General features: G+C 62.3%; 15 protein-coding genes and 1 tRNA gene. 6 read left to right on the top strand and 10 right to left on the bottom strand.

The window, feature by feature from the left end; translation table 11 throughout:
• Positions 1-208 precede the first annotated feature (208 nt).
• Positions 209-616 (top strand): c-type cytochrome, encoded by a 408-nt coding sequence (locus ARC39_RS06820; RefSeq protein ID WP_068112058.1) that lies wholly within the window; start codon positions 209-211, stop codon positions 614-616.
• A 217-nt stretch (positions 617-833) separates the two neighbouring features.
• On the opposite strand, the gene ARC39_RS06825 is transcribed toward ARC39_RS06820, so the two are convergent.
• A complete protein-coding gene (locus ARC39_RS06825; RefSeq protein WP_078059121.1) occupies positions 834-1,526 on the bottom strand; it encodes an invasion associated locus B family protein in 693 nt (230 codons plus the stop codon).
• A gap of 554 nt (positions 1,527-2,080) precedes the next feature.
• Between ARC39_RS06825 and ARC39_RS06830 the strand changes: the two genes are divergently transcribed.
• Positions 2,081-3,628, top strand: coding sequence for a helicase HerA-like domain-containing protein (locus ARC39_RS06830; protein WP_068112060.1), 1,548 nt, complete (start codon positions 2,081-2,083; stop codon positions 3,626-3,628).
• 182 nt (positions 3,629-3,810) lie between these two features.
• Here the strand turns inward: ARC39_RS06830 and ARC39_RS06835 are convergent, their stop codons facing one another.
• The 6 genes from ARC39_RS06835 to ARC39_RS06860 are packed head-to-tail and all read right to left on the bottom strand — an operon-like array spanning position 3,811 to position 9,136.
• On the bottom strand, positions 3,811-4,341 hold the full coding sequence (locus ARC39_RS06835; protein WP_068112062.1) for a DUF3833 domain-containing protein: 531 nt from the start codon (positions 4,339-4,341) through the stop codon (positions 3,811-3,813).
• Between the two features lie 25 nt (positions 4,342-4,366).
• A complete protein-coding gene (locus ARC39_RS06840) occupies positions 4,367-4,951 on the bottom strand; it encodes a DUF3833 domain-containing protein (RefSeq protein ID WP_068112064.1) in 585 nt (194 codons plus the stop codon).
• Positions 4,948-6,213, bottom strand: a complete 1,266-nt coding sequence (locus ARC39_RS06845) for an MFS transporter (protein ID WP_068112066.1) — start codon at positions 6,211-6,213, stop codon at positions 4,948-4,950. Before ARC39_RS06845 ends, ARC39_RS06840 begins: the two co-directional genes overlap by 4 nt.
• A complete protein-coding gene (locus tag ARC39_RS06850; protein ID WP_068112069.1) occupies positions 6,210-6,704 on the bottom strand; it encodes a hypothetical protein in 495 nt (164 codons plus the stop codon). Before ARC39_RS06850 ends, ARC39_RS06845 begins: the two co-directional genes overlap by 4 nt.
• Positions 6,697-7,854, bottom strand: coding sequence for an SAM-dependent methyltransferase (locus ARC39_RS06855; protein ID WP_068112072.1), 1,158 nt, complete (start codon positions 7,852-7,854; stop codon positions 6,697-6,699). Before ARC39_RS06855 ends, ARC39_RS06850 begins: the two co-directional genes overlap by 8 nt.
• Positions 7,793-9,136 carry an NAD(P)/FAD-dependent oxidoreductase gene (locus tag ARC39_RS06860; RefSeq protein WP_068113189.1) on the bottom strand — a complete coding sequence of 448 codons (1,344 nt, stop codon included), beginning with the start codon at positions 9,134-9,136 and terminating at the stop codon, positions 7,793-7,795. Before ARC39_RS06860 ends, ARC39_RS06855 begins: the two co-directional genes overlap by 62 nt.
• Positions 9,137-9,604: 468 nt before the next feature.
• Between ARC39_RS06860 and ARC39_RS06865 the strand changes: the two genes are divergently transcribed.
• Positions 9,605-10,330: an SDR family NAD(P)-dependent oxidoreductase gene (locus tag ARC39_RS06865; RefSeq protein WP_068112074.1), complete on the top strand. Its 726-nt coding sequence runs from the start codon at positions 9,605-9,607 to the stop codon at positions 10,328-10,330.
• A 276-nt stretch (positions 10,331-10,606) separates the two neighbouring features.
• On the opposite strand, the gene ARC39_RS06870 is transcribed toward ARC39_RS06865, so the two are convergent.
• Positions 10,607-11,128 carry a glutathione peroxidase gene (locus ARC39_RS06870; RefSeq protein WP_068112078.1) on the bottom strand — a complete coding sequence of 174 codons (522 nt, stop codon included), beginning with the start codon at positions 11,126-11,128 and terminating at the stop codon, positions 10,607-10,609.
• A 251-nt stretch (positions 11,129-11,379) separates the two neighbouring features.
• Between ARC39_RS06870 and ARC39_RS06875 the strand changes: the two genes are divergently transcribed.
• Positions 11,380-12,042, top strand: coding sequence for an SDR family NAD(P)-dependent oxidoreductase (locus ARC39_RS06875; RefSeq protein WP_068112081.1), 663 nt, complete (start codon positions 11,380-11,382; stop codon positions 12,040-12,042).
• Positions 12,036-13,562: a cryptochrome/photolyase family protein gene (locus ARC39_RS06880; protein ID WP_068112084.1), complete on the top strand. Its 1,527-nt coding sequence runs from the start codon at positions 12,036-12,038 to the stop codon at positions 13,560-13,562. Before ARC39_RS06875 ends, ARC39_RS06880 begins: the two co-directional genes overlap by 7 nt.
• A gap of 103 nt (positions 13,563-13,665) precedes the next feature.
• Here ARC39_RS06880 and ARC39_RS06885 read toward each other — a convergent pair whose 3' ends face one another.
• Both ARC39_RS06885 and ARC39_RS06890 read right to left on the bottom strand, forming a co-directional pair.
• The gene (locus tag ARC39_RS06885) at positions 13,666-14,967 is read right to left on the bottom strand and encodes an HlyC/CorC family transporter (protein ID WP_068112087.1); all 1,302 of its coding nucleotides are present in this window, start codon (positions 14,965-14,967) and stop codon (positions 13,666-13,668) included.
• 74 nt (positions 14,968-15,041) lie between these two features.
• Positions 15,042-15,515 carry a Hint domain-containing protein gene (locus ARC39_RS06890; RefSeq protein ID WP_068112090.1) on the bottom strand — a complete coding sequence of 158 codons (474 nt, stop codon included), beginning with the start codon at positions 15,513-15,515 and terminating at the stop codon, positions 15,042-15,044.
• A gap of 205 nt (positions 15,516-15,720) precedes the next feature.
• On the opposite strand from ARC39_RS06890, the gene ARC39_RS06895 reads away from it, so the two are divergent.
• Positions 15,721-15,805: transfer RNA gene (locus ARC39_RS06895), tRNA-Leu, on the top strand.
• Positions 15,806-15,808 lie beyond the last annotated feature (3 nt).

The raw sequence follows: 15,808 nt of genomic DNA on the forward strand, positions 1-15,808 counted from the left end.
GTTGGGCCACTGGATTTTGCAGGCCGTCGTTGCAGGAATCGCGGCGACCGCAACCGGTTCAGTAACCTCGCATTCCATCGGTGTGGCAAGGTCAGCGATGTGGCGCGTACGCGCCGTGTGATCGCGTGTAGGTTGATCTACCTCAGCGACAGATCCCGCCGCGGATGCGACAATTCCCCCACGTTACTTCTAGTGGAGGGAACTGGATATGAGGAGATTTTTTGTAATAATCGCGGGCCTTTGCGTTTCACTCGCCCCAACCGCCCTGATGGCACAAGAACGAGCCGCGGAGCTTGGCCAGCAGGAGTATCTGGTGGCTTGCGCCGGGTGTCACGGCGAAAGTGCCATGGGTGACGGGCCCCTTGCGGACCTCCTGAACATATCGACGCCAAATCTGACAGAGCTTTCACAGGCAAATGACGGCAGCTTCCCCTACGAAGCGATCCTGATGACGATCGATGGTCGCGATGGGGTTCGGGCGCATGGCAGTCAGATGCCGATTTGGGGGGAGCGCTTCCAATCCTCCGCAGCCAGCCAGCGAGGCGAGACGGCGGAAATGGTGGCACGGGGGCGTATTCTGTCGCTCGTCTACTACCTGCAATCAATCCAGAACTAGTCGGACGACTGGCGCCGTGTGCGTTTCGACCGGCGGTTTTGATCGCTAAGATGGCTTGTGTATGAACACGACGAACGTCTCACTCTCGCGCGTCTTCAGCGCGCGTGCGCGAAGGGGCATGGAAGTGCGCGTGCCCCCGATCAATTGCCGAACATCCCAAACCAAAAGAAAACCGCCGCCCGATAGGGGCGGCGGATATCCAGTCACTTGAGATGCATCAGTTTCCGTTGCCCTCTGCCTCGGAGGCCTCCGCCTGCACCTTCTGGATGGCGGCTTCATTGGCGGCATTCAACTCGGTGATCTGATCGAAACCCGCCGTAAAGCCGGCGAGCGAGATGGAGAGATCGACCTGCTGGTCCGGTGCGACCAGCGGGACTATGACCAGTTGGCCGGCATTGCCGCGCTTGAATCGTGCGACATCGTCCTGGCTGAAGCCCACGCGCGCGACGCAGCCCCGCTGGGTGCAGAAGTTGAACGGGTACTTACGTCCGGCGCCGCCGTCGACCGAAAGCGTGACCTGTTCGGTGAGCAGCGTCTCCAGCGGCGTGACGATGGTCGCCCCGGCCGCGGCGGGCTGACCAGCGGGAAGGTTTACCAGCTCGATTGTCGCGACCGGGTTGTCGGCATCGTCGCGCATTACTTGGTGCAGGGCGCAGGGATCGGCTTCCAACTGGGTGCGGATGCAATGGATTTCCCAATCGCCGGACACGTCCTTGATATAAGTGGAGCCGAGTTCGTTTTCGGCCTGCACTGGCGTTCCCATGTTGAGCCCGAGGTCGCCTTCGGCGGTGTCGGCGGTCGCGGGCGCGGCGGTCTCATCGGTTGCAGTGTCCTGGGCGTAGGCGGGTACGGCGGTCAGCAGGATGGCAAGGGCCAGAGACGGCAAACGGGCGGGAAGGTGCAGTGTCATGTTGGAATGATCGCTTTACGGCTCGAGTTGAATTATTCGGTTCGCTGTTTTGCCGCCGCATGTACCATGCACGGAGCCGGGTGTCAGGTGGGAAAGTCCCCCGGTCGGTTGCTGGCTGCGCTTGCGAACGCGGATCCTTGCCTATGCCGGGCACTCTGAGTGGTGACCTTGCCGGCTGAAACGCGCGGGGGATGTCCAGGGGAAACGAAGTTTTGGCAGGTCGGCAAAAAAAGGGCCCGACTGGACCCTTTTTCGGGGGCGAACCCCACGTGCTTGTGCACGTTTTCTTTTACTCCCTGTCGGACGGGCCGACTTGACGGGCAGACGCTAGGGCGATTGGAAATGGCGGTCAACAGGCAAATTTCCGCCTGCTTCCATTTTGATCGCTTATGAGCGCCAAAACGGGTGGTGATGGTTTTTCAGGCAGCCGCAGGATCGGCGCAAACGCCGGAGACAGCGCGCATACCCCATGGTGCAGAGCGCCTCGGGTATCCGTTCTGGCGCATCGCGTCCAACAATGTATCTTCGGGCGGGATTTCGACGGGAGCGAATGGATGGATCGTATTTTCGTGGGCGGGGGCGGAGCGGGCTATGGCGTGCCGCAGGAGATGCTGCTGCGCTATGGCAACCGGCATGGGCTGATTGCCGGCGCAACGGGCACCGGCAAGACGGTGACCTTGCAGATCCTGGCCGAGGGGTTCTCCGCAATGGGCGTGCCTGTCTTCCTGTCGGACGTGAAGGGGGACCTGAGCGGGCTGGCCGCCGCCGGTTCGGCCATCGCCGGAACCCATGCGCCGTTTACCGAACGGGCCGAAACCATCAAGCTCTCCGACTATACCTATTCGGCGTTTCCCGTGACCTTTTGGGATCTTTATGGTGCGCAGGGACACCCGGTCCGGACCACGGTGGAGGAGATGGGTCCGCTCCTGTTGTCGCGGTTGCTGGAGCTGAGCGAGGTGCAGGAGGGCATTCTCAACATCGCCTTCCGCGTGGCCGACGAGCAGGGCTGGCCGCTCCTTGACCTGAAGGACCTGCAATCGCTGCTGGTCTGGGTCGGCGAGGAGCGCAAGGCGCTCTCCCTTCGCTACGGTAACATATCCACCGCTTCCGTCGGTGCGATCCAGCGGCGGTTGCTGGTACTGGAGGCGGAGGGCGGGGAGAAGCTATTCGGCGAGCCGGCCCTGGAGCTTGGAGACCTGTTCCTGACCGATGCCATGGGGCGCGGCCGCGTGAACATCCTGGCGGCCGACAAGCTGATGGCCGCGCCGCGGCTCTATGCGACCTTCCTGTTGTGGTTGCTCAGCGAGCTTTTCGAGACCCTTCCCGAGGTTGGAGATCCGGACAAGCCGAAGCTCGTCTTCTTCTTCGACGAGGCGCATTTGCTGTTCGACGACGCTCCACGGGCGCTGGTGGACAAGGTGGAGCAGGTGGCGCGGTTGATCCGGTCCAAAGGCGTGGGCGTCTTTTTCGTCACCCAGAACCCGGCGGACGTGCCCGAGGACATTCTCGGGCAGCTGGGCAACCGGGTACAGCACGCGCTGCGCGCGTTCACCGCGAAAGACCGCCGGGCACTCAAGCAGGCAGCCGAGACCTACCGCGATAATCCCGACTTCGAGATTGAAACGGCGATCCGCGAGGTGGGCACCGGCGAGGCCGTGACCTCCTTTCTGGTGAAGAAGGGGATGCCGGGAATGGCCGAGCGCACGCTCATTCGCCCGCCGTCGTCTCAACTCGGGCCGCTGGATACGGCGGCGCGGGCACAGGTTATCGCCACATCGCCACTGGCTGGCAAATACGACACTGCGCTGGACCGGGAGAGCGCGTTCGAAATGCTTAAGGCGCGGACGGCCGCGGCCGCGGCGGAGGCAGAAGCCGCCGAGGCCGCCGAGGAGACGGCGTCGGTCGCCGAGCGTGAATACCAGTCCGGGCGCCGCTACTCCGGCAGCCGGGTGGGCCGCTCCACATCGAAACCCGTGCGGCGTACATCGCGCACTGACAGTGTGGCCGAGGCCTTTGCCAAGAGCTTCGCCCGGCAGCTCGGAACGAAATCCGGACAGGCGGTGGTGCGCGGCGTGCTGGGCGGGCTTTTCAAGGGGCGTTAACGCCGAGCGCTGAAAGCCATGTCCGGGTGGGCGCCGATTGCCGGTCGCAAGAGGCTCTGGCGTGGCGTCATTCGTCGCTGGCGTCTAACCGGATCGGGCGGCCGCGGGCGGGCGGATGCCCGATCGGGGTCATGCGCGCGCGCCAGAGACAGCGACACCACACAGCGCCTGTGTGCGTCGCTTCAGAGTTTTTCGAACTGGATGATCGCTTCGCCAAGCCGGACACCAAAACGTGATACATACGCCCGGTTGAGAAGCCTGTCCTCGGATTGCAGCCACATCCAGTCATTGAAGTCGACTCGCATCGTTCCACTACGCACGGGCAGGTCGATCCGGTAACGCCAGTTGAAGGTATCGCCGCGCTCCATTCCCGTTGCGACACCGAGCACCCCAGGGGCGGACCCTTCCCAACTGTCTTCCCCAGTCTTTTTCAGGGTCCAGATGCGTTGCTCGGTCTCTCCGTCGTCGTAAAGGAAATCCTCGACGAGCCTGAGGGTGCTACCGTCCCAGGTTCCCTCGATGTCGACCGTGAATCGCCGCTGTACGGTACCGAAGCGGTCCTGAAACTGCCCATAGGCGACGGTCTGACCTTCGAAGAACTCTTCGAGGTTCAATTGCCGCTCTGACAACAATTCATCGTTTTCGCCCGGTGTGCCGGAACAAGCGGCGAGACCGAGAAAAAGAAGGAGAAGTGCGAGGTTCTTTCTCATCATGAAATCGCTTTCGGGTCGCGCCGGTCTACTGGGCGGCAATCGTTTGGTTTTCGTCGACTTGTGCCGGGCGCATCGTTGCGATCAATTCCGCGACCTTGATGCCGAACTTGCGCATTTCGGAACGGTTCATGATTGTCCCGTCCGCCATGAGATACATCCAGTCTGTTGTGTCGAGCACGTGACCGCCGGCATCCTCTGGCAACCGGATCCGGTAACGCAGCATCACTGTTGATCCGGATATCACACCGCGCCCCTCGCCCTCGATATCATCGGCCTTTGCCACGAATGTGTTGTTCGACCGGAGTTCAAGAAACCACTTCCGCTGCATTGTGTTGCCGTTGGAATAGGTGAAGACCTCGGTCAGGGTTCCACTGTCACCGCTCCATTCGCCGTACATCTCGGCGACGAAACTGTTGGTCATGCGTCCGGTCGGACCATAGATAAGCCCTTCCGATTGGATCGGACCGTTCAGGACCTGTTTCAGATCGAACTCCGGCGCGGTTGCCGCATAGTCGCGCGGCCGTTGCGCGCGAAAGCTGAGAAGCATCGCGCGGGCCAGAACGGCGACGACTACGAGCAGGATCAAAGCGAAAATGAACGTCTGGGTCATGAAAGGGGCTCCTCGTTCGGCAACGCCAGGACCAAGGCCATGGCGAAGAGTTTCAGGATGCAGGGAATGATTGCGTATGCGATGGTCAGGGCGCGTATTGCGTCGGGCGTGTTGTCTGTGCCCGGGGCGAAGCCGCTCGCCTCCAGCGCCGGCAGGACAAGGAAGGCGGCGAGCGCGAGGCCCAACTTTCCGGCAAACGACCATATGCCGAAAGCGGCCGAGGCGTTCAGGCCAGATCGTGTCAGAGCAACCGAGAACATGGCGGGCAGCACGACCATGTCCGCTCCGAGCGCCGCGCCCGAGGCGATGCAGATCACCGCGAAGGCGGCCGCGTTACCCGGGCCAATGAAGCCAGCTCCGACGAAGCCGAGAATGGCGAGCGGCATGGCCAGCAGAAGCACGGAGCGCGCACCGATCCGGTTTGCCAATCGTGCCCAGCCCGGAACGCTTAGACCGGCGCTGAGGAAAAAGAGCAGTAGGAATGGTCCGGCCATGCCCGTCAGTTCCAGGCGGTCTTCGACGAAGAACAGGAATAGCGTCGAGGTGATTGCGACCGGCAGGCTATTGACCAGTGCCAGGGACAGCAGGCGAAGGGCGCCTGCGCGACGAAGGCCGGACAGGGACAGGCTTGCGCCCGGTCGCACAGGGCGGCGCCACATCGGCAAGGTCAGCCCGGCGACGAGACAGGCAACGATCCCAAGTAGAAACCCGAACGCGACGTAGCTGTCAGCTTCGCCACCCGCACCTGATAGCAGCGTCGGTGCCATGGCGGCGATAACCACACCTGCCAGCATGCCGGCCTCTCGCCAGCCAGCAAGCGTCATGAGCTGCCGCGGATCCCGGCTGCCCGCGAGCGTTTCGCTTCGGCCATACAAGAGGATGGAGCCGAGGCTGTAGGCGGAAAAGAGGAGTACAAGCACGGCAAGGAGTTGCCAGATCACCGTCGGGCCGGCGTCGAGCGTGAAGAGCAACGGAAACCCGACGGCAAGGCCTGCGGCGGCGGCCATTGCGAACCCAACCTGTGCGCCCGGCCAGCGATCGATGGCCCAGCCGATGAGAGGATCCTGCACCAGGTCCACCAATCGTATCGAGAGCAGCAGTGCGCCGATAGACGCCAGGCCGATGCCGAGGTTGACGGACGCAAACCGTGGCAGGTGAATGTAGAGCGGTATGCCCGCCGACGCGAGCATGAGCGCGTAGAGGCTCACCCTCGGATACAGGTTCACCGCCTGTGCCGACCCTATGAGGACCCTGGCACTCATCCGCCGCGCAGCTTTCGCGTGAAGCTCTTCGAGCGGGAGTTTTCGCCGAGAAAGATCGACATGAACCGATACGTGATCTGCGGATGCGAAAGGGTGCAGGTACGCGTGCCGTTCAGCCAGAAATCCACTCGGTTCGGGCCATCGGTCACGGCGAGGTATCTGTCACCCTTGCGCACTGCAACGAAGCACCCCTCCAACTGACCGCGAACGGGCAGGGCCCCGCCGGTCCGGGTCAGTTCACGCATGGTCCCTTCGACAAGATCGTATTGCGTCAGGTTGCGCATGTAGCGCAGTTCCAGACCGAAATCCTGGTTCCAGTCGAGCGGCGCTCCGCCGCGTGTGAAAAGCCGCGCCTCGTAGAGGGGAAACCCGAGATAGCGGTACACGGCCGCGCCGCGCTCGCTGGCGCCGGGCAGAACCGAGCCGATCGCGGTCGCCGGATGCGGCAGCGCCAGGAGGAGGAGAAGCAATAGGCCAATGGTTCTATGCATGGGACAACTCGACCTGCGCGACGTTGGTGTGCCCGACGGCAAAGGAGGCGGCACAGATCTCGAGGTAGTATTGCCAGTTGCGGAAGAACTGTTCTCCGTTGCCGAGTTCGTCGATCCGCCGCTTCTGCCGGGACAGGCGCTCTGCCCAGATCCGGCAGGTCCTTGCGTAATCCGAGCCGAAGTTGAAGCTGTCGCGAACGGCCAATCCGGCCGCGGCGGCCTGTTCGGCGATGACCCTGTCGGAAAGCAACATACCGCCGGGAAAAACGTAGTGCCGGATGAAATCAGATGATGTGCGGTAGGTGTCGAAGAAGCTGTCGGGCACGGTAATCGCCTGAACGAGCGCACGCCCGCCCTCCGCGAGACTGCGCTTGATGACGCCGAAGTAGTCCGGCCAGTATCGCTGCCCCACCGCCTCGATCATCTCGATGGAGACGATATTGTCGTATCGCCCGTCGATCTCGCGATAGTCCTTGAGTTGTATATCGGCGCGGCCGTCCAGGCGGGCTTCTGCGAAGCTGTGCTGGTTCCGTGAAATGGTGACGCCGCTGACATGGCGACCTGTTTCGACGGCTTGCTCGGCAAAACCACCCCATCCACACCCGATTTCCAGCAGCTTCTCTCCATCGGTGAGCCGCGACAGCGCCCGGGCGTTCTTGCGGCGGTGGCCTTCTTCCAGGTCCGCCGGCGCATCGTCGAACAGCGCGGAGGAATAGGTCATTCCCTCGTCAAGCCAGAGTTGATAAAACTCGTTGCCCACATCGTAGTGGGCGCGGATGTTCTTACGCGCGCCGCGGCGGGAGTTTGCGCGCAGGGCCGTGTCGACCAGCCGAAACCTAAGCCGGTTCAGGGGGGCGGCGTGATCGTAGGCGCCGAGTTCTTTGCGGTTCCGCATCGCCAGGGTGATCAATCCTTCAACCGAGGGGGTATCCCACAATCCCTGCACATAGGCTTCGCCAAGTCCGATCTGCCCGTGCGCCGCGATGGCGGCGACGGCAGACCAGTCGCGGATTTCCATAACGGCTTCCGCACCCGTGCTTCCGAAGCGATGGACATCGCCTTCGGGCGTGCAGACTGTCAATTGACCCTCAGTGACCTGCTCGCACGTCGAAAGGAATTTGGTCTTCAGAGCCCTCGCCGCCAGTCTCATGGTGGAGACCCTCCATTTGTGTCTTCTGGTTGATCTTGCGGACGACCCGAAGCGCGCTTGCGATGCCGTCCTCGTGGAAGCCGTGGCGGTTGTAGGCGCCGGCAAACCAAGTTCTGTTTTGACCCTGCATGCGTTGCAGGCCGCGCTGTGCCTGCAAGGCCGGCCCATCGAAAACCGGGTGGGCAAAGTCCTTGCGGTCGTACACCAGGTGCTCTGCGATCTCCGCCGGCGGATTGAGCGTGACAAAAAGCGGATCGCGCTCGGGTATCGCTTGCAGGCGGTTCATCCAGTAGGTGACGCCAATGGCCCCATCCTGTGACCGATAGGCCCAACTTGACCAGCAGTCGCGCCGCTTCGGCATCTGTGCCGGGTCGCAGTGCAGCACGGCGGTGTTCGTCTGGTAGCGTATCGCGCCGAGCAGGGCGCGTTCGGATGCGGTGGCGTTCGGGCCGAGGAGTGCCAGCGCCTGGTCTGAGTGGCAGGCGAGTACGACCTCGTCGAAGCGCTCCTCGTGACCTTCGGCAACACGGAGTGTTGCGCCCAAGGCGTCACGCTTCAGGCCCACGATGCGCGCGTTCAAGCGGATCGTGCTGCCGTTCGCTCGCATGGCCCTTTCGAGCCTGCGCACGTATTCGATGCTGCCGCCCGCAACTGTCCACCATTGGTGCTTTCCCGCGCCTGCGAGCAAGGCGTGGTTGCGAAAGAATCTGACCAATGAGCGGGCCGGAAAGCGATCCACCTCCCGGACAGGTGTCGACCAGATAGCGCCGCACATGGGCATGAGGTAGTAATCTCGAAACCAGGTGCCGAGCCGGAGTTCATCAACCAGTTCCCCGATGGACTTGTTGTCATCATCCGCAGCCAACTCGGCCCGTTTCCCGAACCGGAGGATATCCCGAACCATCCCGTGGAAGCGTGGCCGGACAAGGTTGCGCCGCTGGGCAAGCAATCCGCGCAGGTTGCCAAGGCCATATTCAATGCGTCCATGGTCGATGCTCGCGCCGAAGCTCATGTCGCTTCTGGTGACTGGCACGTCGAGGTCGCGGAACAGACGGGTCAGGTTGGGATAGGTCGCGTAGTTGAACACAATGAAACCGGTATCCACCGGCTGATCGCCATTTTGCCCGGCGATCACCGTGCGCGCATGACCGCCGAGTCGTCCGGAGGACTCGAAGAGTGTCACATCGTGATCGGCACCCAGGTAATAGGCCGCTGACATGCCAGATATGCCAGCGCCGACGATGGCGATACGTTTCCGTGGTGCCGATTGGCAGTCTAACATGAAGTCCTCGTTTTCTTTCTTGGACTGAATACGTTCGCTTTCCGGTTGCGGATCAGAAGTGTGCAAGAAACATTCCCGCCGTTGTGGGGAAGGCGTGTTGGCGCGTGGGTCGCATTTGGGGAGGAGCGCAAAGACCGATCCGATCGCTGGTGAGGTGCGTATCAGGCGCATGAACAACAACACCGCCCAACACTTCTCTCACGTTCGTCGTGCGCACCGGACAAACACCCATATCAATGGATTGGGTCTTCTGCGTTCGGACTTTTGCCTTGAGGACGCGCCGCACTCATTTTCGGCCAACCGGTTCAGCGTCGCGCACCGGACGGTACGGGAACCTGGAGGTTCGCGCGCACTTGAGCATGGCGTGTCGACCTTGTGCGGCCCACGTGAAGTGCGCGGTCTCCCGGCACGGGAATTCACACGCGAAAGGCGGGAACGTGTCAGTCGCGCAGCGCTAGGGGCAGCAGAATGAGTTCGATATCGGGAAAGAGTTACTGGCTTGTGGGGGCGAGCGAGGGTCTCGGGCGCGCTCTGGCCACGGCTTTGGCGCGCGAAGGGGCGCAACTCGTGCTTTCGGCCCGCAGCCTCTCGCGGCTTCAGGAACTCGCCGACACGCTGCCCGACGCGTGGGCGGTGCAGGTCGATGTGACTGACGCAGACTCGGTGCGCGACGCCGCGCAGGCGGCGGGACCGGTCGACGGCGTGATCTACAACGCCGGCGCATACGATCCGATGCCCACGCAAGACTGGAACACGCAAGCTGCACTGAACATGTGCGACGTGAACTACCAAGGTGCTGTGCGGGTGCTTGGAGAGGTTCTCCCGAGGTACATGGCGGACGGAACCGGCGATATCACGCTTGTGGGTTCTCTCGCGGGCTACCGCGGCTTGCCAGCTGCCATTGGTTACGGGGCGAGCAAGGCCGCGTTGGTGAGCCTCGCCGAGACAATGCGGTATGACTGTCGCCGGACCGGAGTCACTGTGCGGTTGGTCAATCCGGGCTTCATTCGTACCCGCTTGACGGATAAGAACAATTTCAAGATGCCAATGCTCATGTCGCCGGAACAAGCCGCTGAGCATATCGTGAGGGCGATGAAATCAAAACGCTTCCGAACCGACTTCCCCGCACCCTTTTCCTGGGCGATCCGGGCACTTGAGATGTTGCCGGATGCGCTCGCCTACCGCATCGGGTGACCGTCACTCGCGAGCAAACCGTTTTTGGCGCGAGCAAGCTCTAAGGGTTCAATCACACGTCGAAAAAATACGCGGGTGCTGAGCGTAAGAAAGCAAATCTAGCGCGTACAAGAAGTGTTCGGGCTCCATTAGTCGGAAGCCCTCCGACGTCGGTGTTTAGCGCCGTTTCCCGCGAACGATCCAAGCACTTCGGCGGGTTGGGTTAATTGGAGGACGCGGCAGCTTTGAAAAAAGTACGGGCATTGCAAATGCCCGTTGCGCTCGACGTGTGTGAAATCAGTTCAGCAATGCCTCGATTTGGCGCGTGATCTCGGCAGACAGCGGCTTTGTTCGCGAGCCCCACGTCTTGACCACGTCGCCCTCGGGGCTGACGAGGACCTTGTTGAAGTTCCAGCGAGGGACAAATCCCGTGTTCGATTTCACCGACTGGTAGAACGGATGCGCCTGCGCGCCTCGCACGTGCGTGATGTCTGTCATCGGCAGGTCGAGGCCGAAATTGACCGCGCAAAACTCCTTCACAGCCTCTGCACTGGACAGTTCCTGCCGAAAGTCGTCCGACGGCACTGCAAGCACCTTGAGGCCGCGGTCACGGTATTGATCGTAGAGTTCCTGCAGTCCGTCGTATTGCCGGGTGAATCCACAGCGGGAGGCCGTGTTCACGACGAGCACAGGATCTCCTCGCCATTCCTCCAGCGAGATGGTGCCGCCGTCGATTGAATTGAAGGTCCCCGCTACCGGGCTCGAATTCACCTGGCTTCCGATTCCAATGAGTAGCGTCAAAAGAGCCATGCGCAGCATATCCTCACCTCCTTGCTTTGAGATGTTTACGCCGCTGATGCACTGCCGGATCACACTGCGAGGCAAAGACGCGGCCGTCGCAATTGACCGCCATGGAGTGAGGCGCACCGAGGTTTGTGTTCGTACATGCCAATCCAGACTCCGGACAGCATGTTCTTTCCCGTTCGGGAGCAGACACGCATGAAACTGCCGCCGAATTCCATTTTAGAGACCGCGCGCTATGTGACGAGCAGGAGATCAAAGGTGTGGCGATGAAAACAGCACTTGTCATAGGCGCATCGGGCGGGATTGGCGCCGCGATGACCACCTCGTTGTCAGGCCGTGGTGTGGACGTGACCGGGGTTTCGCGCAGCGTGGATGGGTTGGACGTGACCGATCAAGGCTCGGTGGACCGCGTTCTGGGTGCGCTACACGGTCCCTTCGACTTCCTTTTCGTCGCATCCGGCGTCCTCGCGCCGAACGGCGCGGAGCCAGAGAAATCGCTCGGCCAGATTTCGGCGGCGCAGATGGCACATGTTCTGGCCGTCAACACCATCGGTCCGGCAATGATCCTGCGTCACGCCCCCCGGTTGTTGCCACGCAAAGGGCGCTCGGTCCTGGCGGTTCTCACCGCCCGCGTCGGGTCGATCGGCGACAATCAATTGGGAGGCTGGTACTCCTACCGCGCCTCAAAGGCGGCGGCCAACCAGATCGTGCGAACTGCGGCGATCGAGATTGGGCGCAGTCACCGGGAGGCGGCTGTGATCGCGCTGCATCCCGGAACGGTTGCCACGCCCTTTACCGAGAACTACCCCGGCCATCGAAAGGTCGCTCCCGCAGCTGCGGCGGAGAACCTATTGCGCGTGATCGACGGCGTGGGGCCAGAGCATTCGGGTCGTTTCTTCGACTGGGCAGGCGAGGAGGTGCCGTGGTGAGGCTTGTTCTCGTTCTCGGCGACCAGTTGAGTGAAAACATCGCGGCGCTCCGACAGGCAGACAGGGCGCAGGACCTCGTCGTCATGGCGGAGGTCGCGGCAGAGACGCAATACGTGCCTCATCACCCCAAGAAAATCGCATTCATCCTTGCGGCGATGCGGAAATTCGCCGCTCGCCTTCGTGAGGACGGCTGGCAGGTGGCTTACACCAGGCTGGACGATCCGGAGAACACGGGAACGGTCCCTGGCGAACTCCTGCGGCGTGCCTCAGAGACCGGCGCGACTGATGTCGTGGCAACCCGGCCCGGCGAATGGCGGCTGATCGAGGCGCTGGAGACCGTGCCGCTCGATCTGGAAATCCTCGAGGACGACCGTTTCATTGCCAGCCACGCCGATTTCGACCGCTGGGCAGAGGGGCGCAAGCAGCTGCGGATGGAGAATTTCTACCGCGAGATGCGGCGCCGGACGGGGTTGTTGATGGAGGGCGACAAGCCAGCCGGCGGCAAATGGAACTTCGACACGGAGAACCGGAAACCCGCCAGCGACGACATGTTCCTGCCCCGGCCGTCGCGGTTCGAGCATGACGACACTGTTGCCGAGGTGCTCGAATTGGTGGAAACGCGGTTCGGTGGCAATTTCGGGCAGCTTCACCCGTTCGGCCTGGCGACGGACGCTGCGCAGGCCGAGGCGGTCCTTGAGCAATTTATCCACGCCGCGCTGCCGGCCTTCGGGGACTACCAGGATGCAATGCTCGCGGGGCGCCCATTCCTTTACCATTCCCTGATGTCGGCCTATCTCAACGTTGGCCTGCTCGACCCGCTGGACGTCTGCCGACGTGTGGAAACCGCATGGCAGGCCGGGCATGCGCCGCTCAACGCGGCCGAGGGGTTCATCCGGCAGATCATCGGCTGGCGAGAATTCGTTCGCGGCATCTACTTCCACGAAGGTCCGTGCTACGTGGAGCGCAACGAACTCGGTCATGAGCGAGACCTTCCCGCGCTCTACTGGGGGGCCGAAACCGGCATGGTCTGTCTCCGCGAGGCGGTCGCACAAACTCGCGAAGAGGCCTATGCACACCACATTCAACGCCTGATGGTCACCGGGAACTTCGGGCTGGTTGCCGGGATCGACCCGGCGCAACTCCATGAATGGTACCTTGCTGTTTATGCTGACGCGTTCGAATGGGTCGAAGCGCCAAACACCCTTGGCATGAGCCAGTTCGCCGACGGCGGGCTTTTCGCCTCAAAACCCTATGTATCCTCCGGCAACTACATCGACAGGATGTCGGATTACTGCGGCACCTGTCGCTACTCGGTGAAGGCAAAGCACGGAGACGATGCCTGCCCGTTCAACCTGCTCTACTGGCACTTTCTCAACCGGCATCGCGCCCGTTTCTCAAGCAATCCCCGGATCGCGACAATGTACCGAACTTGGGATCGCATGGATGCGCAACGCCGGCAGGCGATCCTGCATGGGGCGGAGAATTTCCTGAAGAAGATGGATTCGGGTGCGCAGGTCTGAATCCGAACGGCCACGTCACAAAGGGCATTCGCGCAAGGACATGTCCGGGCGCGTCCAACGACCGCCCGCGCAATGTGCGAACAGTCGATTTTGTGTGGTTGGGCTACAGCGGGCGGATCTTCAACCGCGTTAGCCGGTTCTGTTCGCGAGCCACCACCTCGAAGCGGAAGCCATGGAAAGAGAAGACCTGACCCTGCGTCGGGATGGTCTGCGCCTCGTGGATGACCAGGCCAGCGATGGTGTTGGCCTCTTCATCAGGCAGGTTCCAATCCTTCGCGCGATTGAGGTCTCGGATCGTCATGGCGCCATCCACGAGAAAATCGCCGGTGTCCGTCCGGCGGATCGGGTGTTCGGCATCCACATCGAACTCATCAGTGATCTCGCCGACGATTTCTTCGAGGATGTCCTCCAGCGTGATCAGTCCTTCGAGTGCGCCGTATTCGTCCACCACGAGCGCGAAATGCGTATGCCGCCGCAGGAATTGGCGCATCTGGTCGTCGAGCGTGGTGGTCTCGGGCACGAAATAGGGGGCCTTGGCCACCGCCATGATATCGAAGCCGGCCATAGTCTGATCCAACGAGTCCGACTCGCGCATCATCTGCTCCAGTGCGCGGAGCAGGTCCTTGGCGTGGACCACCCCGACGATATTCTCTTGCTCGCCACGGAAGACCGGCAGGCGGGTGTGGGGGGAAGCGAGCACCTGGCTGACGATTTCCTCCGCAGGCGCTTCGGCGTCGATCATCTCGATCTGGCTGCGGTGAAGCATGATCTCCTCGACCATCCGTTCGCTGAGATCGAGCGCGCCGAGGAGGCGGTCGCGGTCCTCTTTTTCAACAACGCCTTCAGAGTGGCCGATCTGCAGTGCACCGACAATCTCCTCGCGCACGGACAACATGGAGTCAGGGTCGATCTTCATGCCGAACAGTCTGAGCACGCCGCGCACGATCACGCGCACGGCGGCCACGGCCGGGGAGAGCACGGTTATTACCGGCCCGATCAGCGGCGCGCTGCGGGCGGCCGCGCGTTCGGGATCGTTGATAGAGTAGGTCTTGGGCAGGACTTCCGCAAAGATCAGAACAAGAAGCGTCATGACCAACGTAGCGAGCGCCACGCCGCTGTCGCCGAAGGCTTGGGTGAAGGCGGCGGTGGCCAGCGAGGTGGCGAGGATATTGACCAGGTTGTTGCCCAGCAGGATACCGCCGATTAGCCGCTCATTGTCCTCCTTGAGCGCAAGCGCCGCTTCGGCGCCGCGATCGCCCTTGTCCGCCGCGGAGCGGAGTCGGCCGCGGGAGGCGGCGGTAAGCGCCGTTTCCGATCCGGAAAAGAATCCGGACAGGATCAGCAGGCAGAGGATCGCACCGGCCGTGATCCAGAAAGCGGCGTCGAGGGATGAAACGGTGTCCATGGCAGGCTCTCGGGTAGGTTCCGCGCCATCTTATGCGGTCACGGCGCGGGCACCGCAAGCGGCGCAGGTTCGGCTCAGACGCCGACCTCCAGCTCCAACCCGCCCGCATAGACAATCTGTGGCCCGCCGAAGTCCAGGTGAGCCACACGAACGGGCGTCTTCGTCTCGTGCCACTTCACGTTTTTCCCATCGATCAGTGCGCGCGCTGCGAAGATCCCATCCCGTGGCGCGCCTGTGGCGCTGCGCAATACGATACGCTGATCGGGCGGCAGCAGCAGGAACGTCTCCGGGCGGGCGCGGCCCAGCGTGGCCGGTCCGATCCGGACCATGAGGCCGTGCAACGTGTCGAAGCTGATGGCGCGCAGCGTGGCGGCTCCACTTGCCCGGCTGATGATCCGGTCACCGGGCATCAGGTGCTCGGCGGGGATCGCACCGTCACGCGTGTAGAGCATGGTGGAGCCGGTAATGCCGGTTGCGCGGTCGGGGCTCGACTGAAATGGCGCCGCCTGTTTTCGCGCCGTCGCCCCGCCGAAGAAGGGTATGTTCATGGGTCTGCTTGGCCTGAATGATTGTTTTTTGAGCAGGTTAGGGCAAGGCATGGGCGGCGGCTACAAAAATGTTAACATTTTGCCGGACCGTTGCAGGGGTGTTTTTCCTCTCGCATCCCCGCATCACCCTTGCTAGAAGGGCGCGAATTTGGATCGGGCGGCTGCGGTGCTGGAAACAGCGCGCGGTCGCTTCCGGTTTCAAAGTGCGGGTGTGGCGGAACTGGTAGACGCACCAGATTTAGGTTCTGGCGCCGCAAGGCGTGGGGGTTCGAGTCCCTTCACCCGCACCAACG

It is taken from the genome of Tropicimonas marinistellae (genome assembly GCF_001509585.1).
GTDB classification, from domain to species: domain Bacteria; phylum Pseudomonadota; class Alphaproteobacteria; order Rhodobacterales; family Rhodobacteraceae; genus Tropicimonas; species Tropicimonas marinistellae.